Below are 22,395 nucleotides of genomic sequence, written 5' to 3'. Positions count from 1 at the left end.
GCGCGTGTCGATGATGCTTAAGTGGCCGCGATCGGAGGGCTCGAGCCGCATACCGTTCATACGCCCTTCGCCGCGGTGCAGTTCGAGGAGGGGCTACCGCCAACCTGCGGATTGAATTGTCGCGACGACTTGCAGCGGAGCGCTGCCGAGCCGATCAAGCCGCCTGAGGCACTTGCGCAGTGGCCGATCCTTAGGCTTAACCGCGGCGGCGAGATGCTCTGCAACAAGCTGGGTATCCATGACGCCGCCAACCTGACGAAGGCGCAATATCGGGTCACAAGCGAGAAGATAACCCGAGCTACGACGCTGCGAGTCGTGCTCGGTGCACAAGGCTATCGTCAGCTCAGTGCGCACATCTTACAGTATCTGTATGACTGGACTGGAGAAACCGGCTCGGTCCACACTTTTAGACCAGGGACTTTCTTCGCCCGCGCAATTCATCCATCGCGATCTCGAACAGCGCTTCGAGACTTTTGTAGGCAGGGCCCGGCTAGAAGGCACCGACCTGGAGATATTCGCGGAAAGAGTGGCCGAACAACTTGTAGAGTTGAACTTCATCCATTTTTTCCGCGAACGTCGTCGTTGCACCCAAGCCGATTCGGCTCGTCACCATGGCGAGCGCTGAGAGTAACGTGAACGGCTCGAACAAGGTGATGGTGTGGCTGTGCTTCAGCACGCCGGGCGGACGCTTGATCTCCGCTTAGCATATTCCGCCCATTTCGGCGACTGGCACGCCCGGTCCGTTCAAGCCAATTGGTCCGGGTATACCGCCAGAGCATGCCGGCTTCCACGCTGCACTCGAACGGCTAACCAGACGCGAAGAAGAAGAGATTTCCTCAGCTGCGCAGCGGCTCTTGTCCGAATTGCACTAACGCCCTCTCGCGTTGAAACGATAACGGGGCCGGAACCAATAGCAGCGGTCCCGACCCCGTCGATCGAAGGATCCCCCGTCGAAACAGTGGATAGACAGGCTCAACGCGTTAGCGACGATTCCGGTCCACCACCCCCGTTATACGGTTCATCCTCAATTTCCCATGAACGAGCCGTTCCGGCCGTTCCGCTCGCCATACGGCACGCCACCCGAAGAACTTCACCCGAAGGACATCAACCCCGAAGTGACATCAACATGACCGTCATTGCACTCTCGGCTCATCGCAGTTCGCTCGCGTCATTCGAGAACGCCTACGCCGTCGCCATTCAGCTTCGCGAAAATACTGGAGTCGACCAGTTTGTGGTCCGCACCGACAATCCCATCCAGCCCTTCCGTGTCTCCCGGTGCCGGCCACACCACCCGGAGAGTCTTCTCGCCCTGGTCGCCTGACCAGGTTTCCGTTGTCAGCCGGCGCTCGACACATTGGTTATGATCTGCGCGGCCGTGCGGCCTTCACACAGTTCAGCGTTCGTCGCGTACAGCACCGGTAGCTTCTGCTCGCGCATAACGTTGCACATCCGGCCACGACGGTACGTCAAGCTCTGCAGCCAGGCCAAATCGGTGATCGCCTGCTCGATCGGCGTGTCGTACAGCAGATACCAAAGGCGCATCTGGTACGGGTTCTTGTCGCGCAGGATCTCCTCGATATCCTTGTAGCCTTCACCGTATCCCGTCGTGTTGCGGACGTCGCTCGCGAGCGCGGTAAACGCCTCCTGCAACTCCGTGATCGCGAGATAAGCGACGTCGAGGCCGATGCCGACCGTGGCGCCTGCAAGCACCCTGCGATCGACCGACACCTGCGGATCGCCGTTGTCGTCCTTCTCGTTGTTGTTCAGCACGTCGAGCAGCGGCAGGTCGTAATCGTACCCCCGCATCATGTCCTGGACCTTCATCATATTCTCCTTCGGGTGAGGCCTCGGACTTCCTCCGACCGTCACGCGCCCTGTTTCATGGCCGCATGACGAACATTGACAAATCCGCCACCTACGGCAATGTCTGTATGTCACGACAAATAAGGTCAGCCCGAAATGCAAACTTTTTCCAGTCGCGACTTCAATCGCGAACCGGGGCGCATCAAGCGCGCGGCCGTGGACGGTCCCGTCATCATCACCGAGCGCGGTCGGCCGATCATCGCGGTGATGCCGTTCGCCGAATATGAGCGGCTGAAAACACCCCCCGGCAACATCCTCGACGCGCTGGACATGGACGAGGTCGGCGACATCGACGTCGACTTCACGCGACCGCAGTCCTTCCCGCGGCCGGCAGTATTTGACTGATGTACCTGCTCGACACCAACGTCCTCTCCGAGCTGCGCAAGCGTCGCAGCGGAAAGATCAATCCGGCTGTGGAAGCATGGGCCGGCAGCGTCGATCAGGCCGACATGTACCTCTCGGTCATTACGATCATGGAGGTCGAGCTCGGCATCGCGCTTCTTGAACGACGCGATGCCAGGCAGGCCGGCGTGTTACGGCTCTGGCTTCACGAGAAGGTTATGCCAGCGTTCTCCGGTCGCGTCCTGCCTGTAGACACGACGATCGCCCGGCGCTGCGCGCGGCTGCACGTCCCGGAAACCAAAAGCGAGCGCGACGCGTGGATCGCGGCGACGGGGCTTGCGCATGATCTGACAGTCGTCACCCGAAACATCGCGGACTTCACGGGAACCGGCGTGACGCTCCTCGACCCCTGGACCTTCGCCGACTGAACAACTCCACTCCGAGATACGCAGACCCAAGGGTTGCGACGCGGATCCGGCGCACGCTTTTGGAAGCGTTCATCAAATGCCATCTAATCTCGATCAAGGTATTGGAGGTTGGATGACTGACGCGCTTCCGGACTCCCCTTTTACCGATCGGCAGCCGGTGGATGTACCGCTGAACCTGATGAAGATGGCACTGGTGGTGCTTGACCAAGAAGTTGGGGCGACGCTCGCTGCAGCTCGCCTTGCGGAGGCCATCGAGGTAGGAAGTCGAGCTATGAGAGGAAAAGGGCATCAGCAATAATAACTGGCCCGTTTTGCCGGCTGTCGTGTTCTGTCTAAATGACAACCTCCACAGTCCCCTACCGCCGCTAACGCGGCCGCTTCGCGGTCCCTGACCCTCACCAATCCGGCCGACGGTCGGACTTCGTCATGATGACCATAGGAGGACGAAATGCAGGTCGCGTTGTTCAGAGCACTGAAATCGGCTAATATCGACGACGACGCAGCTGCAAAGGCAGTCGTCGTCGTCGAGGAGCAGATCGACATGGCCGTGGGTCGCGCAATTGAGCCGTTGAAGCAGCAAATCGCCGGGCTTGAGCTCAAACTCGATCAGCGGATTGCCGGACTGGAGGTCAAGCTGGATAGCGGCCTCAAAGGCATGCAGACGTCGATCGATGGGCTCAAATGGTACATCATCGGGCTGGGCTCGCTGATGACTGGCGCGATCGCAGTTGGGGCAGCGCTTACGGCATACGCTCAGTTCATCAAATGACCTAGGGAGGGGCTACGGCCCCTCCCCTCACCATCTCACGACTATAGGGCCATCCGGGCAATCGGGTGGCCCTTTTCCGTGCCCTATTACACGGCCCCGCCCGACCGGCGCGCTCGCGTCGGTTCGGCCCCTACGGGCCTCCCTTGCTACGCATCGGCCGGAGGAGCGCCAGTGCGGGCATCGAGCCCGCCCCGGCGCTGCTGCCGCACCCCGCCGATCAGGCCATTTCCACTGCCCGATACGTCTCGCTCGCCTACGCGCAGCGGCCCTTGGGCCGCGCGCTGGCTACGCCTCGCCGATCGGGCTGGCGTGCGTGATTGTCAGCGTCCCGCATCCTTACCGGAGAGGAGGGAGGGAAGAGTTCGCGGTTTCAATGAAGGATGTCAGCATGACCATCACATTTCGCGTCGAAGACGGCCGTTCGATCCTACCGCCAAGCGCTGCCGTCATCACCCCTGACCAGTTGGCAGCGTTTCGTGATATGCTTGCCGAACAGGCGTTTCGGTTGGGCTTTGCGTTGCTCCTACCCGTCTACGGCGTGACGGGTGATCCGTGGTTCGAGTTCGATGCGCGCGTCTGTCATCTGTCGCTGGCAACGGTCGCGCGATGCTTCGATCACGATCCCTCCGTGATCGCGATTCTAGACGAGGCGCAGTTCCTTGGTCGACGGGTCCGGATCGCTCAAACCGACCGGGCGCGCGACATCGAGATGCGGTTGTCCCTGAACCCAGATGCGGCCCCGGAAATCGCTCTGGCGAACCCGGCCGCGCTCACACTGTTGGAGGGCCTTGGCATCGATCGAACGATCGCCGGAATGGTCCCAATGACAGAACTGCGGCAACGCCTGATGGACCCGCGGATCCGGCGACGCCTCGATGCCGATCCGGGGATAGCCGATTGCGTTGAGACACTCTCCAAAATGGCGGCACTGAAGCCCGTGGACGGCGAGTATCTGCTGGCTTGGATCTGATCGCCTGCCACAACGAAACAGGACGCAAGGGACGCCCAGCCTAACGGCTGGCGCGTCCCTTTTTTTGCTTGATACCGCCAAGCCGGCTTCGCCGCTTTCCGGCTGAAAGAGAATGGCCGCACAGGGTAGCAAACCCGTGCGGCCATTGAGGCGGGCCTCGGCCTCGAAACGTCGCCGGCTTACGCCGTCAGCCGCTTCTCGACCTCATCCACGCCCAGCGTCTTCACCGCCTCCATAATCCGCTCCAGTCGATCCAGTGGGAGCTTGAGCAACCCTACCTTCTCGACCTTGTCGATCGCCGTTTCCCGCAGCTTCTTCAGATGCGCCTTTCGACGATCTGCCAGCTTGCGTTCCTCGGCCTCGATCGCGGCCATTTCAGCGTCCAGTGACTTCGCCATATTCTTGCCTTTTGGTCAGGCTGATCGGGCTCTGAACAAACCCGGTATAACCGCCACTCGACCGATAGAAAAGGCCGAGACCAAGGCTCCCAGCATCACCCACGGAGACCCCGATGACGATCATCGAAGAACGGACCCAAGACACCCGCGCGGAGCGCAGGATCGGACAAGCTTTCCGCCGGCATGGCGGGGCCTTTTCCCGTGGATCACCGGAGGACCTTCACATCGAACCGGACGCACGAGGAGATCAGAGCAACAATGATGGATCGGGACTACAGTAGAGCACACCCTTGCAAGCTGCGCTTGCTTTTCCCGTGGCTTTTCAGTGGCTTAGGTTAGAGAAGGGCGCGCACCGGTGCGCACTCGTTTAGCAACCGCTTCGCACCGCTTTGAAAAAGCGCGGTTTTCCGCCAATTTTTACGGTGCGAAGCGGTGCTTATTTTTGCACTCGCCCACCACGCATAATTGCCAAGAGGCTTCCAGTAGCCTATCAAATCAACCGTCGAAGCGCTCACCATCCTCCCTGCTAGGAGGTTGGTTTGAAACTTTCCAAATATGCTCGGACCGTTCGGTTCGAGCCTGAGCATTATGCCCGCCTAGAGAAGCTTGCCCTTGACCAGGGTAAGTCGATGGCCGAGCTCGTGCGTACCGCAATCGTCAGTTTCCTCGACGGCCAGCCGAAGCTTTCTGCAAGCGAACGGCGCCATCTGCGAGTGACCGAATACATGCAGGTCGCCCTCGACGCGATCATCCGGGAAAACCACCCGGAACTGCGCGAAACGCTCGTCCTCGAAACCGACCGTCGTATGAAGCTTCATCATGGCGCGTGATGACCCCAAAGCGCCCCGCCAGGACATCCGCAACGACAAGCGGCCGATCCCCCAGGAACACCATTCAGCCCGCGGCGCTGCACCGCGCAATTCCGGCAACTTCACCCGCGGGAGCCAGCTGCTTAATACGCAGGTGCTCATGTGGCTGCAGGGCATCAAGATGCCGGTCTACATGTGGCTCGGCGTGTTCGTCATCGCGTACACGGCGATCCTGTCGCTCAATCGCACTTCATGACGCTCGGCACCACCGGCTTAGGTAAAACAACCGTGTTCCGCAAGCTCCTCGCCCAGATGCGAGAGCGTGAAGATACCGCCGTCGTTTTCGACCTGACCGGGGCATATGTAGAAGCGTTCTACGACCCCGAACGCGACACAATTCTAAATCCGGCAGATGCCCGTTGCCCGGCTTGGACGATCTTCAACGACTGCCATTCCTATAGCGATTTCACCGCGGCAGCCGGTGCGCTGATCCCGTCCGATGGCGGGGCGGCTGACCCCTTCTGGGCGCTCGCTGCACGGACCCTGTTCATCGAAATGTGCATGAAGCTCATCGAGAAGAAGCTGACGTCCAACAAGGCTTTGGCAGACAACCTGATGACCGCTGATCTGAAGCTGGTCCACAAGCACCTCGCCAACACCATCGCCGACCCCATTACCGCCCCGGAGGCGGCCAAGGTGGCGGAGTCGATCCGCGCCGTTTTCAACACGAATGCGCAGGTCCTCCGCTTCCTGCCCGATGACGGTCCTCAATACTCAATCAGGGACTGGATGACGTCGGAGAAAAAGCCCGGTTCGATCCTCTTCATCACGTCGAATTATACGGACCTGGAGATGAACCGGGCGCTACTCACGCTGTGGTCGAACCTCGCCATCCACTCGCTGATGACCATGCGGAAAACGCGCGATCTGCGCACCTGGTTCGTGTTCGACGAACTCGGTGCACTGCATCGTCTGCCTGCGATCGAGAACGGCCTTCAGACCGCCCGAAACTTTGGTGGCGCGATGGTGCTTGGACTGCACTCATTCGACAAGCTTGTGCAGGTCTATGGTGAGGAAAACGCGCGCAACCTATCGTCGCTGGCGCGGACAAAACTGATCCTCGCCGCGGCCGACCTCGACACCGCGGAACAGGGCTCTCGCTACATCGGCAACAGCGAGATCCGGCAGATGGATGAGGGCTACAGCTACGGCTACAACAACACCCGCGATGCCTCAACTCTGACACCACGCAAGCAGATCGAGCCACTGGTCATCCCTGACGACATCATGAACCTGCCCAGCCTGCATGGGTTCGTGAAGTTTCCTGACGGCTTTCCCGCTGCGCGCATCCGTCTTGAGTGGGAGCATTACCCCACCGTCACTGATCGCGACTATATGCGTAATACGAACACGCAATGGGGTCGAGCCACTCGCCTGAACGCCGCGCCGACCGACGGCATCATCCTCGAAGCAAATATGGGTAGACCGAGAGCATCCAACCCTCGGCCTCGGCGCCGACGGATAACCATGCTGGTGCTGTGGTTAACTGGCGGGACGGCAGCCTTCACGGTCCTATGGGCGATCGCCTGCGCGATGGTCGGCGCACAATGGCAGGGCCAAGGCACGACATTCAGGCCCATCGACGTGCAAGACAAACCAACCATCGTGGGGAACAACCATGGAGCACGCTAACCGGGAAACGGCTTCGGCCGAGCCGACAACCCCAGATGTAATATCCGAAAGTGATTTGGCGGACAGTCTTCGAACCCAGTCATTTCACCTAATGCATGAGCATCCGATCGCGGCTGCGCACCTGGTACTGGCAGCCGCTTCGATCGCTCCGACGTGTGACGCCGAACAGGACGTTGCGGACCAATTCTCCTACGTCATTGTCGACTTTGCCCAGCGGCTAGGCGTCCTACACCGCCGTGCGGTTAAGCGACCATTGACGCTTCTACGGATGGTAGGTCGCCAAGGACTGTACCGACTTTGCAACGTGATCGACGTCATAGGGGCAATCTACGGCATCTCGACGTCCCTCCTGATAATGACCTTCATCATCTTCGACATGGATGCGAAGACCTTCGCGAAAGCGGTAACGATTCTGCTTTTCGTGGTAGGCTCACTGCTCGCAGTCGACGGGACGCTGAGCTACCGCACAGGGATAGACCGGACGTGGAATGTGACGCGTCGAGGGTCCGTCGCTACGCTGATGGTCCTTTGTAAGATTGCTTCTACGGTCTTTGGCCTTTGGTTGGTGGTGATCGGCGTACGACTTTGAAGGTTGGGAGGATGCTAGCATGTGCTACCTTGAGCTAGCTTGCCTAAACCAGCTTAGCGGGAAACAGGTTAGCATATGCTATCCCGTGCTAGCATCAGATATCGAGACATAGCCCAAGCTACGACAAGCTAGGATAGCGTAGGAAATGATATCATAGCGTAGGATATTGTGCGCTAGCGTAGCCTACGATACGAAACCGTAGGATATTGGGGCGTAGCACGTGCTAGGAAATGCTATCAGGAGGGGCCGATGGCCGTTGTGACGTTTGCAAACTCGAAAGGCGGATCGGGAAAAACTACCTCCGCCTTGATCTTGGCATGTGAGCTAGCGGAGCATGCCAGCGTCTGCCTGATAGACGCAGACCCGAGACGACCGCTGACAACTTGGTCGACGCTCCCGGGAAAGCCCAAGCGTTTGACGGTAGTAACGAACGCTTCCGAAAAGACGATCTTGGACGAGATCGATGCGGCGAGCGCTGACAACCAGTTTGTCATTGTGGACCTGGAAGGAACGGCATCACGCCTGACAAGCTACGCCATCAGCCAGTCGGACTTAGTTGTGATCCCAATGAAAGAGCAGCAGCAGGACGCGCTTGCCGCTATCGACGTCATTCAAGAGCTCAAGCGAGACATGAAGGCGGTGCGGCGCGATATCCCGTTTGCGGTGCTTTTCACTCAAACTCGCGTCGTCGCAAAGTCGCGTACAGCTCGGTTCGTATCTGGGCAGTTCAAGGCAAATGAGAAAACACCCGTATTTGCCACTGAGATTCACGACCGCGATGCCTATTCAGCGCTGTTTTCAGTCGGCGGTGGCCCGCGCGGGTTGTCCGCAAAAGATGTTAACAATGTCGAGGCTGCAGTCAGAAACGCGGCCGACTTCGCGGCCGAGGTCGTAACCATGCTGCGCTCTCATAGCGCAGGTCAGAAGAGGGTAGCATGACGGACTCCGCACGGAAGGCCCTGGACTTTGGGAGCCTAGACGACTTTCAGCCGAGTCGACCGATCGCACGGCCAGAGGCGTCGGTTGACGAGCAGCGTCGGGTTGTTGATCGGGCGTCTGCATTCCCCAGCCGTGAAGCTGACGCAGAAGGGCAGCTGAACATTCGGGCACCGAACGACATGCTCACGCGCTTCAAGGCGGCTGCCAAGAAGGAACGGTACACCTACGGTGCCTTCCTCGAGATCCTGCTCGATCGTTACGAAAAGGGTTGAGAGCTAGCGAGCCAAGGCTGATCCAGTGACCTTGGCTCGCTAGGCAGGGGCTGGCTATCCCGGACTTGGCGCCGACCGACGCTGCACCTGCGTGGTAGCGATAAGCGTAATTCCTGCTACTACGGAACGCTGCTGAGAATCCGGCTTTAGCGGATGCGGAACAGTGATTGTCGATTTGCCGACTGGGTAAGTTTCACACTGCCGGCGTCCTTCAGCTCTACCTTGCGCGGAAGATCACCATCGGCGCACGAAAGGCTCGCGGAATCGCAGTAGCCTCGGACGACGAGGGGATCGAGGCCTACGGGCACAGCGTCGAATCCGAACTGGCCAGGCCCCTACAGCCTCATCCAGCAAAGGATCTAAACGGCGCTGAAAGGCCGGATCGCTACGGCGTCAAGGGCAGGGGCCTTTGCCAAGGCGCGGACAGACAGATCACCACCCCTTGGCATCAGCCCAGAGAGCGGACCGTCGTCGAAAGCACGAAGTCGTCGGCGCACAGCAGGACCGCCGTGGCTTGGGCTATCGGATATGCTCAAGCTTCAAGTTCTTGACCTTCACCTTCTTCCATTCGCGATCGGCGGTGAGGGCAGGGACTCCCAGCTGCACAGCGAGAGCGAGACAGGATCGGTCACCTAGCCCGCGGCCGTATTGACGTGTCTGGGCATGCAGAGCAGCAGCGGCATAGGCCGCTTCGGAATCGTGGGCGCGAACGTCTAGACGAAGCTCGTCAAGCAGTTCGCGGGTAGTCACTTCGTCGAGGCCGCTGAGCAGCAACTCCTTGATTACCTCCTGAAGGTTGACTGCTGAAACTGCAGCACGCCCAATGTGGGGAGCAACCTTGTCGGCACCGGGCTCATCTCGGACTAGAGCCAGCACCGCGGATGCGTCGAGAACGACGGATGTCATTATGCGTCTCGATTCACGGCGTCGGGCGCGACCTCCCCGAGATCAGCCGCAGCTTCCGCCTTTCGCTCCTCGAGGAAATCGTCAGTCGTGCGCGCATGCTTGGCATGTGCCCGATAGAGTGCCTGCGCACGCGATACACCATGCCCGATCGGCGACAAACGAACCTGATCATCCTCAACTGTTAGAATGATCTTCGCATCGCCGTGCAGGCCCATCGCTTTGCGCACTGATGCCGGAAGAACCATCCGCCCATTACTGGCAACGTTGATATCTATGGTTTGCGTGGCCATTGCTGCAATCCTCTCGCCTGTGACTTAATCGCCATATGCCAGAGTTAGGGATATGCCACAACCTGATGAGGGCTATCGGGCTCGGAGTGGCAGTGCCCCTTATGTGGTGAACCTTTGAGGCACGAGTTGAGGAACGGCACTCCCAATGGCTAGAATGGGCTGGTCAGCTTGGCTAGGCTATCAGAGGTCGCTACTATCGGTTTGTAGCTATGACCGATCTGTTTGGCTACTGTGGGTATACTCATGGGAGCCGAGAGCGATGAGCGAACAATCGAAACGAGATACGATCTGCGCAGCGAGGGTCTATTTGCGGGTAAGTACCGATGAGCAAGACCTGACGCGACAAGAGGCAATCGTGGGGAGCGCGCGGGCGGCTGGTTTTTACGTCGCCGCGGTCTATCGCGAAAAAGCCTCGGGCGCGCGACCGGATCGCCCCGAACTGCTGCGCATGGTTGCTGACCTCCAAGCCGGTGAAGTGGTAATCGCCGAGAAGATAGATCGTATTAGCCGCTTACCGCTGGCCGAGGCAGAGCTTCTGGTCTCGACGATCAGGGGGAAGGGGGCTCGCCTTGCTGTGCCAGGCATCGTCGATTTGTCGGATCTGGTCGAGGACAGTTCAGGCGTAGCCCGGATTGTGTTGGAAGCGGTGCAGGATATGCTGCTGCGTGTTGCGCTGCAAACTGCTCGCGATGATTATGAAACTCGTCGTGAGCGGCAACGCGAAGGGATTGAACTCGCGAAGCGGGCAGGGCGCTACACAGGGCGAAAGCCGGATCTGGCGCATCACCGGCGCATCATCGGCCTGCGAGATGCAGGCATGAGTATTGCCAAGACTGCAGAGTTGGCGGGTTGCAGCATTGCCCAGGTCAAGCGCGTAACCGCGATCGCCCGTGCCACACGTGCTGCATCGTCTTCGGCAGGTGACCCCATCTAAGATTGATCAGCGATTAATTGGCCGATTTATAGCGTAACCCACGTTCAGCGCCCGCGCTTAAGCTATAAAGCCTACAGTACATTCGAAGCGCATATTCGGATGGGTCGTAGGGTGTTGCGGCACCAGCCTTAATCGTAAGGCACTCGATTACTGTCCTCCGTTGGTAACCGTGAAAAACTCCTTGCCTTGACGCCGTTGCCGTAGAGGTTCATCAGACTCTCGGTTGCTCTTGAGGAGCCACGCTATGTTAGTCAGATCTACGATGAGTTTATAAATGCCCTCTTACATATTCAGTTTTGCTGGACGCGAGAAAGCGTACAAGACATTCAAGTGTGAATCTCTGTCACATGCACGAAATGAAGCAGTTAAGTACTTAGGCTCATATCTTGTTGACCATCCCGGTTTTGCAGATGACGGCCACTGGCGGGTGAACGTTGAAGACGAGGCTCACAATGAGCTTTTCCATATTATCGTGGCGACAGTCACTTCACGGCACGCCAAGCGGTTAAATAGCTCTGCCGACTTATGATCATTTAAACTTATGCACTAAACGGGGGTGCCGATCGGACGAGGTGGATTGGCCGATCGGCGTGACCATGCTTCTAGTTAGTAATTGGATGTAGCGCCTTTTTCGGTCGATAACGCAGCGCCGCGCCGATGACCCCAAAGCCCATAAGCATAATCAGCCAGCTTTGCGGCTCTGGCACCGCTTGCGCCATCGTCAGTCCAAACTTGCGGTCCATGTCTTTGTAACCAGCAGCTTGCACTGCTGCTGTTACGTGTACTCCGTCAAACGAGAAGAAGCCCGCACACCCATTCGATTGCGCGCCGGCTGCAACGCAGTTGGTGTCAAAACGCAGCGGAGGAAGATCGAGCGAGGCGGGATTGGTGAGGGCTCGTTGGTTGAGATCGCTGAGACTGTACTGGAACAGATCCGTGCCAGTGCTCAGCGTCAGGCTCTTAAGCGCCGTATTGAGATAGCCATTAGCTTCGATTGTAAGCGGGTCGCCCGCCAGAGGGAAATCGGTAAACAGGATGTTTCGAGCGCCGAGGTCGTTGAGCTCCTGGATCCCGCTTACATATTGCTGGGCAGCTGCCTGCAAGTAGCTGCTAATATCAGGGTATGATCCGATCGCACCCACTGGGCCAAACACCCCTTTTGCGCCAAAGACATCGTTGCCGCCAAAGTTCAGGATATACAGACCGTTCGCGTCGAGGCCGCGCGGGGACAGCTTGAAGGCATTGATCTGCGCCTGCAGGTCAGGGATGCTGTCGCCCGTATCAACGATACGAGCGCCACCAAATGCATAATTGCTGCCACCCCTTAGAGACGGGGTAGTCGGCTTTCCAAACAGATCGATCGACAGCAGGTCGGGGTAGTCATAGCCGTTGGTAAAGCGGTGCTCGAAGTACCCGAGAGCCGGATCAGGCCGGGTGCCGCCGTTCGCAATAAACAGGTTTCCTGCGTCTACCAGGCTGTCACCGAACACCGTCAGCGACGTATAATGTTCCGTAGTTCGACCGGCAGAGGCGGGGGTGGCTGCGAGGATACCCAGGATACCAACTGCGAACGCCCACTTTTTTGCCATCTGCGTATCTCCTGACGATCAACCGGTTAACCCTAAGGTTAACGCGATGGTCGAAAATCAAAGGTTTGAACAGCGTACAGAGGTGACGCCGTGTCGATCACGTCAGAACTGTCTGCAAATTGTCACGGTCGACGTCGAACGATGGCTACGGGCACGTCACCTTTGCGTCATGGCATAGCAATTTGGGTCGCAAGGGGTACCTCATGAGGCACTGCCGTTGCCGATAGGTGAGTAGCCCCTAGATTTCTGGACGCCTTCGATCCTAATTTTGAGGACAGGAGGCGACGATGGGGAAGCCCAATTTCAGCGATGAGTTCAAGCGTGACGCGGTGGCCCAGATCACCGACCGCGGGTATCCGGTAGCGGAGGTTTCACAGCGGCTCGGCGTCAGTCCGCATTCGCTCTATGCTTGGAAGCGGCAGCTGGCGGGTCAAGTGTCGGGCGATGCTGGCAAGGATGCGCAGATCCGCCAGCTGAAGCGCGAGCTGGCCCGGGTGACCGAGGAGCGCGACATCCTAAAAAAAGCCACCGCGTATCTCGCTCGAGATGCAAAGTGAGATACGCGTTCATTGCTGAGCATCGCGATTGTTTTGGCGTACGGGCCATGTGCCGGTGCCTCGCTGTGCAGCCAAGTGGCTACTATGCATGGCAAAAGAGCCCGCTGGCTCAGCGGGCTCGGGAAGATGCTCGGCAGACGGAACTGATCCGGCGGGCCTGGAACGACAGTGGCAAGGTCTATGGCTACCGCAAGCTGCACGACGACCTGCTGGATCACGGCGAGACCTGCTGCCCGAACCGGGTCGCCAGATTGACCAGGCTGGCGGGCATCAAGGCGCAGATCGGCTACAAGCGCAGGCCCGGCGGCCATGGCGGCAAGCCGTCGCTGGCGGTCGACAACACGCTGGACCGTCAGTTCGACGTGGCTGCGCCAGACCGGGCTTGGGTGACAGACATCACCTACATTCGCACCTTGGAAGGCTTCGCCTATCTGGCTGTCGTGATCGACCTGTTTTCCCGCCGCGTGGTCGGTTGGTCGATGCAGAGCCGGCAGACCACCGATGTGGTGCTGCAGGCGCTGCACATGGCGGTATGGCGCCGTAAGCCGAAGCAAAGGGTACTGATCCACTCGGATCAGGGTTCGCAGTTCACCAGCATGGACTGGGCTGCCTTCATACGCGCTCACAATCTTGAGCACTCGATGAGCCGCCGCGGCAACTGCCATGACAACGCCGTCGCCGAGAGCTTCTTCTCCTCGCTCAAGCGCGAACACATCCGGCGGCGAACGTACAAAACCCGCGAGGAAGCCCGCCAGGACGTGTTCGATTATGTCGAGATGTTCTACAACCCGGTGCGCAAGCAGGTCAGGAACGGGATGCTGTCGCCCGTCGCGTTCGAACGGCAGCAGATTTTGAAAGCTGAAGGCGTCTAAAAAACTCGGGGCTACTCAACCGGCTGAAATAAGGGGGACTGCAACGTGGAGAACGTGAGAACGAGCCGCTGGCCTCTTCTAGCCATGACTCCGGAGATGACGGGCAAATCGCCTCTACATGTCGGGATGCTGGCGTTTCCGGGCTTTACCCTTCTTGATCTGGTCGGTCCGCTTACCGTCCTTCATGGCCCCATGCGGACGCATCTCGTCTGGAAGACGAAAGGCCCGATCGAGTCAGACATCGGGATAAAGGTCGAGGCGACGATGTCCTTCGATCAAGCGCTGGAGTCGTTCGACATCATCTTCGTCCCTGGCGGCCCAGGTCAGATCGACGTCTTCAAGGATGAAGAGACACTCGACTTCCTCAGGCATCATGGCGCGCGTGCGAAGTGGGTCACGGCGGTCTGCACTGGTTCTATGATCCTCGGCGCCGCAGGACTGCTGAAGGGCTACCGTGCGACCACTCACTGGGTGGGACGTCAGATGCTACCGCTCTTCGGTGCCGAGCCAATTGCGGAACGCGTCGTCATCGACCGGAACCGCATCACGGGCGGGGGGGTGACGGCGGGCATTGATTTCGGTCTGGTTCTCCTGAACACGATCTTCGGCGATCATGTCGCGAAGACCACGCAGCTCCTCATGGAATACGATCCCGCTCCCCCGTTCAACGTCGGCGATCCTGACCGAGCCGGCGAAAAGGCCGTAGAGGCCGCCTTCGAGGTGCTGGCGCCAGTTGCCGAAGCGTCCCTGGCCGCTTTGGAAGGTCGGTTCGGAGGCTGAACAGCAAGTGAGCTACCCGGCTTGACCCGAGTCGCTCAACGATGCGGGGTTGCGAGGCAATCATTGAAACGAACGGCGGTTAATATGCGCAAAGCGTCCTTGTCGTTGAAGCTTCGGTTCGTTCCCGGACAATATGCGGTTGCCCGCCTGGCGGCTGACAGCACCATTCCTGATTGGGCGTCGGGGCCGGGGTTCCATGCGATCGTGCGCGCCGATGACGAGCTGACGATCGTATGCTCTGCCGACGTGGTTCCCGACGAAGTCGAAGCTGAACGCGAGTGGGCCTGCCTACGAACCGTCGGCCCGTTCGCGTTTCAGGCGGCGGGCGTCGTCCTGACGCTCATCGCGCCGTTGTCTTCGAACGGGATCGGCGTCTTCGTCGTATGCACCTTCGATGGAGAACATCTGCTGATAAAGGAAGGGGATCGTCGCAAGGCGGTCGAACTGCTGGTCGCCAACGGTCACCAATTCGTCACTTGATCGTTCATGACCCTCTGTCTGTATGGAAGTGCAACGCGCATTTGGTGCAAGCCGGTGGCTGATGCCAGAGTTGCTTTGAATAGAGCGGTGCGAGCATTTGGTCATGACCATGTCTTTTGGCAGTTCCAAAAACTCGGTAGATAAGCCAACCACAGGCCGGACATCTTAAATTGAAAACCCACGTGGCAGGCATAGCTAAGCAAACACCGACGAGAGCAGTCGAAAATGATCCCATAAGGCCCGCCAACACAACGATGGCTATTCCGCTATAGCCAAGCCAGCGAGCCGCTACCTCGTATCGCTGCGCCAAGCGGAGCTTTCGCTCCGCGGTAGCTGTCAAATTTCCCACTGTCGTCTCATGCATTAGCGGAGGGTGGGGAAGTGCATAATGCCACGATAATTTAGAGTGCCAATGTCCGCAATTGGGCGCTTGCGGACTGGCAGCTTTCCCGGCCCATAGCTGCCGGTCGGCTTTTAGGCTCGATGGACTCCCGCGAAGGGCCTGAACGGCAATAGGCGGTGGAAAGCGGGCATTGTGGATTAGCGGGTTCAGTATCTCTCTGAGTTGCAACGCTAGACGCCTGTTGCGATACGTTTGGTTGCTGGTTCCGATCGTGATGAAGGCTTCGAATTATGATGCTACCTATCCTTTCTAGGTATCCAGGCAACTGTAACCGGGTCACCAATCCCGCCCGCGCCTCGCCCGCTTCCGCCGTTCACACGGGAAGTTGAGGCCGTTGCCCGCCTCAAAGGATCGAGGGTGAGCGCCGCCTATAAGGTGTGCAGCGATGCTCGCACGAATGCTGATGGGCGGTGGGTCGACGCGATGGGAACTCCGCCACATTCCAAAGCATGGAATATCGCGACTTTTGCTCTGAAGCATTCACTGACCGTATGTCAGGAGCAGCGGCAAGCTCTACGCGAACAAGTCGAGTTCATGGAGAACATCATCGTTGATGGGTCGAGTCACGATAGTGAGGTAGCCGCCCAGATGGTCGATGGCGTGGTTTCGGAATTGAAAGCAGGCGAGCAGTATTACGCGACGGAGACACCGCGCTACCGTCACCTGCTCGTAGTGGGTTGGGGGAGCCCTCATTGCATCCAGCATGCTGACGGCTACACACCAAATTCCAGCATATGCGCGGCGGGTGAGAACCCTCTTCAACCGTGAAGGGTTAATGTCCGCTATTCGGCGCTTCCTGCCGAAATCGCTGCCCAAGCGCTACCGTGAATCTGTGTCCGAGTAATGTACAGGGGCCTAGAGACGTCGCCGTCTCCAGATCGCCGTTTCTAGGCGAGGCCCTTCGTAGGCAGTGTATTCGCTACGCAAGGACGGCGTCCGAAGTCGCTCGGCTTCGATCGATCGCGGTCCGGACGCTTGCGTCCGGCTACCGGAACCGATCCCTCGGACCCGCACGTCACCGGAAGCGGAGACGGCATGAAGATCGAGCTGATCCTGCGTCGAGGCGCTCAGGGAAAGGAAGGGGCTTCATCGATCATACGAATAGACTCAGCATAAGAGTGAAGAAGAGGCCGAAGACGCCGACGAGCGTCTCCATCACCGACCAGGACCGGAAGGTGTCAGCGAGGCTCAATCCGAAGTATTCCTTGAACATCCAGAAGCCGGAGTCATTGACGTGGCTGCACATCAGGCTGCCGGCCCCGATCGCCAGGACCATCAGGCTAGGATCGACGTTCTGCGACGCCACCAGCGGCTGCACCATGCCGGCCGCGGTGAGGCCTGCGACCGTGGCCGATCCGAGGGCCAGCCGGATGACCAGCGCGATGGTCCAGCCGAGCACGAGAGGCGGGACGTGAAGACCCGTCAGCCAGCCGGCCAGGGCGGCGTCGGCACCGCCGTCCACGAACACCTGCTTGAGCGCGCCGGCCCCAGCTATGACGAGAAGGATGCCGGCGATGTCCTTGACGGCCTCCACCGATCCTCTTGAAAGGTCGGATCCCTTCCGACCCTGTGCGACGCCGAGCACGGCCGTTGCGACGAGCAGCGCGACGAGCATCACGACGTTTGCATCGCCCGCGACGGCGGCCGCCAGCAGGACGCCTGGTCGAAGGCCGTCGAACGAGGCGACCACGGTGGCGCCGGCCAGCAGTGCGATCGGCAGAAGCGCGACCCCGAAGCTCGCCACGACCCCAGGCGCGTCGCGATCCGGCGGCCCCCCTTTTTGAAGATCCGCGACCGGCCGCGCGACGACGCCGTTCAGCGTCCGCGCGAACAGCGGACCCGCGATCAGCAGCGTCGGAATCCCGACCATCAGCCCGAACAGGAGGGTCCTCCCCATGCTCGCGCGGAACAGGCCGACGAGCGCGGTGGGGGAGGGGTGGGGCGGCAGAAATCCATGGGCGATCGAGAGACCGGCGAGCATCGGTATGCCGAGATACACCGCAGGCAGGCGCGAGCGCTTCTGGACCGACAGGATCAGCGGGACCATCAGGACGAAGCCGACGTTATAGAAGAGCGGGATCCCGACCAGAAAGCCGGCTGCGGCCAGGGCGATCGTTATCCTCTTCACGCCCGCGACGCGAATGAGCGTGTCCGCGATCCGCCGCGCGGCGCCGCTGTCCGCGACGATCCTTCCGAACATGGCCCCGAGGCACAGGATCGCGGCGAGCGATCCGAGCATGTCCCCGATCCCGTGGTTCAGGCTGGTGGTGATGCTGCCCACGGGACGTCCTAGCAACAGCGCGGCGACGATCGCGGCGATCAGGAACGCCACGAAGGGGTGCAGCTTCACGACGGCGATCAGAAGCACCAGCGTTCCGACCGCGACCAGGACGGCAAGAAGAGTCATGTCGAACTCCAACGGACGGAATTTTCCGAGCGGCAGGTCCCGGACGCACGTCGTTCAAGACGCGGGGTCGAACCGCCGCCGAACGAAGGCGGCCTGCAAGTTGCGATCAATTCCCCACCCCCCGGACGACCGTGTAGGCCGTCAATGATCGCTGACCGGTCCGGGTCAGGACATCCAGCTCCCCGCCAATGTCGTCGACGATCTTCGGGCAGAGCACCCCCTCCGGCATGAGGCGATCCTCGATCAGCATCGCGGCGGCGCCGATGGGGATCGCGTAATCGGGCTCTGTCGCGGGGCATATCGACGATCCGCCTCCGCGAAGCCTGCCCAGCGCCCCGGCTAGATCAACCGTCACGAGATCCGTCACGTAGACGCCCACGTACAGCGTAGCGGGCACCGATCTGCCGTAGGCCTCGTGCAGGGCGAGATGCAGATCGCCGGCGCAGTCGGCCACCCGCGCTATCGCATTGGATGCGGACGCCTCGCTCCGATAGGGAGGGACTTCCAGATTTATCCCGTGCAGCATGACGCACCGTCTCCACCGCTAGTAGAACGTCGCGGTCCCCGCCTTCGCCGACGAACCGAGACCTGAACCGGCGGTCGCAACCGTCGGCGGCTTGGGTCAACGAAGCCTGACGACCGCACCGACCACGTTCCATCCCCTGATCGACACCGCGGACGCCTTGGTCGGCGCGTCGTCGCACTGGATGTTGACCGTTTGCGTCTCGCCGGGGAGCAGGTTGAGATAGTTGTTACTGTAATACGCCGGCAGCACGCGCTCGCCCCGCGCGTTCAGCACCGTCATCTTGATGCCCAGAACCGGCTGGTCGCTGCGATTGGTCACCGTGACGCCTATCGAGGACTTCGCGTCGACCGCCGCCTTCACGTCGATCCTCTGCGGCACCAGGTCGTTCAGCTTGCGATAGGCCGCGTCGTCGACGCCCTGCCAGTAGAAGTTCCGGCTCAGCTCCTTCCCCGCATCATTGACAAGGGTCATGGACACGAAGACCAGCCTCTCGCGATCCAGGACGGGCTGAAGCCTCAGGGCGGGGAGCGTGGTGGTCGCGTTGGCCGGGGCGTCCACGATCAGTTCGTCCGAAAGTAAGACCCTGCCGTCGCCCGAGGCCACCTTAGTCGTCAGTCGAAGACGGGATCGGCGTTGCAGCGTCGTGTTGACCACCGCCAGCGAATAGTCGGGCAGGTTCATCTGAGCATGCATCGGCTCCAGCGCCGACTTCGTTCCGAAGTAGGCACCGGGAGTGTCGTAGTCGTAGCTATACATCTGCCAATGGTTCGAGGGCCACGCCGGATGGGTCATCCACAGCATGCGTCCGCTGTTCTTGGTCCAGAGATGGGCCGACATGCCTTCGAAGATCGCCTTGTAGTCGGCGACGTTCATGAGCTGGGCCTTGCGTTCGAAGTCCTCGAGGCTCGTGGCCTTGCCCAGCTGCGCGTCCATCGTGTCCATGAACGTCTTGACGTCGCCGTTCCCGCCGAAGTGCCAGTCGTGATACGCGAGAGTGTCGCTGATCGGCCAGAGCTCAGATTTCGGCATCATCGCCTTCAGCGCCTCCAGGGTGTTCAGCGACGGAGTGCCGGTCTCGACCGAGAAGCCCGACGCAAGGTTCGTGAAGTAGCCGACGGGAGGCCGGTAGTTGTATGGGCCGGAACCCTGCAGTCCGACGGCGTTCGAGCTGGGCATGTAAAGCCTGGTGCCGTCCAGCTCGTGGACGAGCGCGTCCATCCCCTCGTTCATCAGGGGCGGCGGCACGCCCTCGTTGCGCCCGAACCAGAGAAGCACCGACGGGTGGTTCCGATAGCGGCTGACGACGTCGCGGACGTTCGCCAGGAAGAGCTGCGGATCCTCGGGTTCCACCTGGAAGTCCTGGGTGGACATAAAGAAGTCGTTCGTGATCAGCATGCCGTATTCGTCGGCGAGGTCGTAGAACACGTCCTCGGTGTTCTGCCCCACCCAGTTGCGGATGATGTTGACGTTGGCGTTCCTGTGCAGTTTGAAAAACGGCTCCAGCCGTTTGCGCGGCACGCGCTTCATGAAGTCGTCCATGCCCCAGTTCCCGCCGCGCGCGGCGATATTCACGCCGTTCACGAACACCGTCAGGTGCGGCAGCGCCATCGTCTTCTCGAGCGGCCGCACCGCCGGCGAATTCTCGCCCGCGGGGGTGAGTGATTCCACCCATCCCTCCGACGTCCGCTTGATGGCCTCGTGCCGCGGATCTACCAGCCGCTCCTTGGAGTCCGTCGGGGAGACGAAGACGCGGCGCAGGGATCCCGCCCGGTCGAAGAGCGATAGCCCGTAGCTGAGCTCGCGCATTCCGAACCGCAACGTCCTGCTGTCGGAAGGACGACCGCCCTGCGACGCCGAGACCTTCAGCGTGTAGAGGTTCTGCAGTCCGTATCCGTTCGGCCACCACAGGCGGGGATTGCGCACGTTCAGCGCCGGGAAGTCCGCGGGCGCGAACTCGACGGTCGTGCTTCCAGGCGCCAGCACCACGTCCTTGGACACGGCGACGCCATCGAAGCTCGCGGTGATCCGGGACGCAACAGGTGCCGCATCGAGGTTCGTCACGGGAACGCGCACCGTGACCGCAGCGCTGTCGGTCCGGGGCAGCGGGAGATCGGTGACGACCTGCGCGTCGCCGATGCGAAGCGCCTCGCTCGTTTGCAGTTCGACGGGCTGCCAGATGCCCATGTTTCGATCGCGGACGCCGGGGATCCAGTCCCATCCCTCGGACGCCACGAACGTCGGTCCGTCGATGGTCAGGTTCCCGCCGTTCATGCCTGGACCCGCCGCGATGGATTCCTCATGCGGGATGCCTGGATGCGGCGGTCGAACGATCTTCACGGCGACCGCGTTTCGACCCGCGCGCAGCAGCGGCGAGACGTCGAACTGCCCTCGGACGAACGCGCCGCGGACGTCGCCGACACGGGTGCCGTTGACCCAGATCTCCGCTGCATAGTTGATGCCCTTGAAGACCAGGAACCGCTTTCCGCCAGCCTCCGACGGCATGTCGAACTCGGTGCGATACCAATAGTCCTGGCGAGCCAGACTTTCCGGTATGGCCAAGTTGTTCAGGCCGAACGCGGGGTCGGGATACACGCCCCGATCGACCAGCGTGGTCAAGACGGTGCCGGGGACCGTCGCCTTGAACCACTTCTCATGCGGGAAGCCCGTGGCGGACAGCTGCGCGCCCGTCGCAGAGACGCCGTCCGCGAACGCCAGGTCCCAATCGCCGATCTGCCAACGGTTCTCCGCGAGCCGCGTCATGGACGGCCGCGCGCCGAGCGGTCGGGCGACGGGCTTGGTGGGAGGTGTCGCGCTCTTCGGCAGGGTCCAGTAGTCCTGCGGCTGGAAATACCCCCGCCACTGCTTCTCCTGCCACTCCCAGCCCACTCCGGGCTTGACGAGCTGGGCGGGCATGACCTCCGGCGGCCGCGTCGGCGACTTCGACGGCGACGCATTCTTCGCTTGCAGCCGGAGTTCGAAGACGTCGCCGCCGAAGTGCTGAGCGTTGCTCGGAGAACCTTCGCCAGCGGCCGGGGCCAGGGCCAGCAAGGGCGCGATCGGCGACAAGCTTGCCGACGACGTCCCCACCATCACGCCGTCGGCGAACAGTCGGACCGATCGGCCGTCACTCGACGCCGTGACGAAGGTCCATCGGCCGACCGGCATCGCCGCCTTCGTCCGCGCTGGTTCGCCTCTTCCGTTCCAGAAGGCGAGATCGCCGTCGTCCAACACGATGGCGCGGACCGCGTCCCCGCGTCCCACCTGCACGACGACGCTGCGTCCGGTCCGCTTCACGCTCGGCCTGATCCAGGTCCACATCGTCCATGGGGCGCCCGCCTCGAGCCCGCGAGTGTTCGCGGGAAGCTCCCGTTCGAGGCCGATCCCGTCGGCGAGGATGGTGGCGCTGTGCGGCCCCGTGGCGGCGGACTCGCCGCGATCGACGACCTCGGACGGGTCCTGAGCGCTGCCCGGCGAAGCGCCGAGACCCAGGACGACGCTGCCGCATAGCAAGGCGATCCGAAGGCGCCGTTGGTGGAAGTTCATCGCATCCCTCTCGATCTCTAGGCCGTCCACGCCGGTT

General features: G+C 60.7%; 26 protein-coding genes and 1 pseudogene. 18 read left to right on the top strand and 9 right to left on the bottom strand.

Features of this window, described 5'->3' with window-relative positions:
* Positions 1-490: 490 nt before the first annotated feature.
* A complete protein-coding gene (locus ABIC16_RS20445) occupies positions 491-676 on the bottom strand; it encodes a hypothetical protein (RefSeq protein WP_354292734.1) in 186 nt (61 codons plus the stop codon).
* A gap of 450 nt (positions 677-1,126) precedes the next feature.
* Here ABIC16_RS20445 and ABIC16_RS20440 point away from each other — a divergent pair, with 450 nt between their 5' ends.
* A complete protein-coding gene (locus ABIC16_RS20440; RefSeq protein WP_354292732.1) occupies positions 1,127-1,321 on the top strand; it encodes a hypothetical protein in 195 nt (64 codons plus the stop codon).
* 14 nt (positions 1,322-1,335) lie between these two features.
* Here ABIC16_RS20440 and ABIC16_RS20435 read toward each other — a convergent pair whose 3' ends face one another.
* A complete protein-coding gene (locus ABIC16_RS20435) occupies positions 1,336-1,827 on the bottom strand; it encodes a hypothetical protein (RefSeq protein ID WP_354292730.1) in 492 nt (163 codons plus the stop codon).
* Positions 1,828-1,959: 132 nt separating this feature from the next.
* On the opposite strand from ABIC16_RS20435, the gene ABIC16_RS20430 reads away from it, so the two are divergent.
* From ABIC16_RS20430 to ABIC16_RS20410, 5 genes are all read left to right on the top strand, one after another.
* Positions 1,960-2,208 carry a type II toxin-antitoxin system Phd/YefM family antitoxin gene (locus ABIC16_RS20430; protein WP_277971160.1) on the top strand — a complete coding sequence of 83 codons (249 nt, stop codon included), beginning with the start codon at positions 1,960-1,962 and terminating at the stop codon, positions 2,206-2,208.
* Positions 2,208-2,633, top strand: a complete 426-nt coding sequence (locus ABIC16_RS20425) for a type II toxin-antitoxin system VapC family toxin (protein ID WP_277971159.1) — start codon at positions 2,208-2,210, stop codon at positions 2,631-2,633. Before ABIC16_RS20430 ends, ABIC16_RS20425 begins: the two co-directional genes overlap by 1 nt.
* 112 nt (positions 2,634-2,745) lie before the next feature.
* Entirely contained in the window at positions 2,746-2,931 is a 186-nt protein-coding gene (locus ABIC16_RS20420; protein ID WP_277971158.1) for a hypothetical protein, read from the top strand.
* Between the two features lie 150 nt (positions 2,932-3,081).
* A complete protein-coding gene (locus ABIC16_RS20415) occupies positions 3,082-3,402 on the top strand; it encodes a hypothetical protein (RefSeq protein ID WP_277971157.1) in 321 nt (106 codons plus the stop codon).
* 373 nt (positions 3,403-3,775) lie between these two features.
* On the top strand, positions 3,776-4,372 hold the full coding sequence (locus ABIC16_RS20410; RefSeq protein ID WP_354292727.1) for a hypothetical protein: 597 nt from the start codon (positions 3,776-3,778) through the stop codon (positions 4,370-4,372).
* 179 nt (positions 4,373-4,551) lie between these two features.
* Here ABIC16_RS20410 and ABIC16_RS20405 read toward each other — a convergent pair whose 3' ends face one another.
* A complete protein-coding gene (locus ABIC16_RS20405) occupies positions 4,552-4,770 on the bottom strand; it encodes a hypothetical protein (RefSeq protein WP_277971155.1) in 219 nt (72 codons plus the stop codon).
* 629 nt (positions 4,771-5,399) lie between these two features.
* Between ABIC16_RS20405 and ABIC16_RS20400 the strand changes: the two genes are divergently transcribed.
* The 6 genes and pseudogenes from ABIC16_RS20400 to ABIC16_RS20380 all read left to right on the top strand — a co-directional run bounded on the left by ABIC16_RS20400 (position 5,400) and on the right by ABIC16_RS20380 (position 9,071).
* Positions 5,400-5,600, top strand: coding sequence for a hypothetical protein (locus tag ABIC16_RS20400; RefSeq protein ID WP_277971154.1), 201 nt, complete (start codon positions 5,400-5,402; stop codon positions 5,598-5,600).
* The gene (locus ABIC16_RS21205; RefSeq protein ID WP_431358435.1) at positions 5,590-5,835 is read left to right on the top strand and encodes a hypothetical protein; all 246 of its coding nucleotides are present in this window, start codon (positions 5,590-5,592) and stop codon (positions 5,833-5,835) included. The genes ABIC16_RS20400 and ABIC16_RS21205 overlap by 11 nt, the downstream gene beginning before the upstream one ends.
* Positions 5,820-6,965: pseudogene (locus ABIC16_RS20395) on the top strand (type IV secretion system DNA-binding domain-containing protein); the annotation flags it as partial. The gene ABIC16_RS21205 and the pseudogene ABIC16_RS20395, both read left to right, overlap by 16 nt.
* 661 nt (positions 6,966-7,626) lie before the next feature.
* Positions 7,627-7,860: a hypothetical protein gene (locus ABIC16_RS20390; RefSeq protein WP_354292725.1), complete on the top strand. Its 234-nt coding sequence runs from the start codon at positions 7,627-7,629 to the stop codon at positions 7,858-7,860.
* 249 nt (positions 7,861-8,109) lie between these two features.
* Positions 8,110-8,799 (top strand): ParA family protein, encoded by a 690-nt coding sequence (locus ABIC16_RS20385; RefSeq protein ID WP_277971152.1) that lies wholly within the window; start codon positions 8,110-8,112, stop codon positions 8,797-8,799.
* Positions 8,796-9,071: a hypothetical protein gene (locus ABIC16_RS20380; RefSeq protein WP_354292723.1), complete on the top strand. Its 276-nt coding sequence runs from the start codon at positions 8,796-8,798 to the stop codon at positions 9,069-9,071. Before ABIC16_RS20385 ends, ABIC16_RS20380 begins: the two co-directional genes overlap by 4 nt.
* Before the next feature lie 519 nt (positions 9,072-9,590).
* On the opposite strand, the gene ABIC16_RS20375 is transcribed toward ABIC16_RS20380, so the two are convergent.
* Positions 9,591-9,977, bottom strand: coding sequence for a type II toxin-antitoxin system VapC family toxin (locus ABIC16_RS20375; RefSeq protein WP_277971151.1), 387 nt, complete (start codon positions 9,975-9,977; stop codon positions 9,591-9,593).
* Positions 9,977-10,267, bottom strand: a complete 291-nt coding sequence (locus ABIC16_RS20370) for an AbrB/MazE/SpoVT family DNA-binding domain-containing protein (protein ID WP_277971150.1) — start codon at positions 10,265-10,267, stop codon at positions 9,977-9,979. The genes ABIC16_RS20375 and ABIC16_RS20370 overlap by 1 nt, the downstream gene beginning before the upstream one ends.
* A 259-nt stretch (positions 10,268-10,526) precedes the next feature.
* Here ABIC16_RS20370 and ABIC16_RS20365 point away from each other — a divergent pair, with 259 nt between their 5' ends.
* Positions 10,527-11,201, top strand: coding sequence for a recombinase family protein (locus tag ABIC16_RS20365; protein ID WP_277971149.1), 675 nt, complete (start codon positions 10,527-10,529; stop codon positions 11,199-11,201).
* A 274-nt stretch (positions 11,202-11,475) separates the two neighbouring features.
* Entirely contained in the window at positions 11,476-11,730 is a 255-nt protein-coding gene (locus tag ABIC16_RS21200; RefSeq protein WP_502958366.1) for a DUF6894 family protein, read from the top strand.
* A gap of 73 nt (positions 11,731-11,803) precedes the next feature.
* On the opposite strand, the gene ABIC16_RS20360 is transcribed toward ABIC16_RS21200, so the two are convergent.
* A complete protein-coding gene (locus tag ABIC16_RS20360) occupies positions 11,804-12,790 on the bottom strand; it encodes an SGNH/GDSL hydrolase family protein (protein ID WP_354292720.1) in 987 nt (328 codons plus the stop codon).
* Positions 12,791-13,077: 287 nt separating this feature from the next.
* Here ABIC16_RS20360 and ABIC16_RS20355 point away from each other — a divergent pair.
* The 4 genes from ABIC16_RS20355 to ABIC16_RS20340 all read left to right on the top strand — a co-directional run bounded on the left by ABIC16_RS20355 (position 13,078) and on the right by ABIC16_RS20340 (position 16,650).
* Positions 13,078-14,219 (top strand): IS3 family transposase gene (locus tag ABIC16_RS20355; protein WP_354292718.1). Its coding sequence is split into 2 segments (ribosomal slippage): positions 13,078-13,318 and positions 13,318-14,219, totalling 1,143 coding nucleotides; the frame shifts between segments, so codons are not numbered across the junction.
* Between the two features lie 126 nt (positions 14,220-14,345).
* Positions 14,346-14,999 carry a DJ-1/PfpI family protein gene (locus tag ABIC16_RS20350; protein WP_354292716.1) on the top strand — a complete coding sequence of 218 codons (654 nt, stop codon included), beginning with the start codon at positions 14,346-14,348 and terminating at the stop codon, positions 14,997-14,999.
* Between the two features lie 84 nt (positions 15,000-15,083).
* The gene (locus ABIC16_RS20345) at positions 15,084-15,479 is read left to right on the top strand and encodes an ACT domain-containing protein (RefSeq protein ID WP_354292715.1); all 396 of its coding nucleotides are present in this window, start codon (positions 15,084-15,086) and stop codon (positions 15,477-15,479) included.
* Between the two features lie 760 nt (positions 15,480-16,239).
* Positions 16,240-16,650: a hypothetical protein gene (locus ABIC16_RS20340; RefSeq protein WP_354292713.1), complete on the top strand. Its 411-nt coding sequence runs from the start codon at positions 16,240-16,242 to the stop codon at positions 16,648-16,650.
* Positions 16,651-16,975: 325 nt separating this feature from the next.
* Here the strand turns inward: ABIC16_RS20340 and ABIC16_RS20335 are convergent, their stop codons facing one another.
* From ABIC16_RS20335 to ABIC16_RS20325, 3 genes are all read right to left on the bottom strand, one after another.
* Complete coding sequence (locus ABIC16_RS20335; protein WP_354292712.1) at positions 16,976-18,289, bottom strand: gluconate:H+ symporter; 1,314 nt, start codon at positions 18,287-18,289, stop codon at positions 16,976-16,978.
* 106 nt (positions 18,290-18,395) lie between these two features.
* The gene (locus ABIC16_RS20330) at positions 18,396-18,815 is read right to left on the bottom strand and encodes a hypothetical protein (protein WP_354292710.1); all 420 of its coding nucleotides are present in this window, start codon (positions 18,813-18,815) and stop codon (positions 18,396-18,398) included.
* Positions 18,816-18,911: 96 nt separating this feature from the next.
* Positions 18,912-22,388 (bottom strand): glycosyl hydrolase 2 galactose-binding domain-containing protein, encoded by a 3,477-nt coding sequence (locus tag ABIC16_RS20325; protein WP_354292708.1) that lies wholly within the window; start codon positions 22,386-22,388, stop codon positions 18,912-18,914.
* Positions 22,389-22,395: the final 7 nt, after the last annotated feature.

Origin of the sequence: Sphingomonas sp. PvP055 (genome assembly GCF_040546365.1) — a bacterium.
Lineage (GTDB): Bacteria > Pseudomonadota > Alphaproteobacteria > Sphingomonadales > Sphingomonadaceae > Sphingomonas > Sphingomonas echinoides_A.
This window is presented reverse-complemented; position numbering and strand designations above follow the sequence as displayed.